This is a genomic window from Adlercreutzia equolifaciens (genome assembly GCF_029076695.1).
GTDB lineage: Bacteria > Actinomycetota > Coriobacteriia > Coriobacteriales > Eggerthellaceae > Adlercreutzia > Adlercreutzia equolifaciens_A.
In genome coordinates this window covers 1-320 of record NZ_JARFIK010000243.1, presented here as the reverse complement: position 1 = coordinate 320, position 320 = coordinate 1, and the positions used below count along the sequence as shown (strand labels likewise).

1 protein-coding gene is annotated in these 320 nt (G+C 49.1%); it reads left to right on the top strand.

The window, feature by feature from the left end; genetic code table 11:
- A partial coding sequence (locus PZH32_RS12235) for a DUF4368 domain-containing protein (RefSeq protein ID WP_275208526.1) occupies positions 1–320 on the top strand: 320 nt, incomplete at both ends.

Below are 320 nucleotides of genomic sequence, written 5' to 3'. Positions count from 1 at the left end.
TCTCTGTTCTGGAAAAGGCTATCAAGAGCTACGAGAAGCACGAAAAGGACGCTGACCGTTTTATCGCTCTGATTGACAAGTATGAGAACTTCGACAAGCTGACGATTGCCATGCTCAATGAGTTTATTGAGAAAATCCTTGTGCATGAGCGTGACCGCAAGGGCAGTATACAGACCACACAGGAGGTCGAGATTTACTTCAATTTCGTGGGTCGTTTCGTTCCCCCTGCGTTTGGCGAAGTGGAGCTTACCCCGGAGGAATTAGAGGAAATCCGCAAGCGTGAGGAACGCAAGGACAGGCTCCACCAGAACTACTTGAAG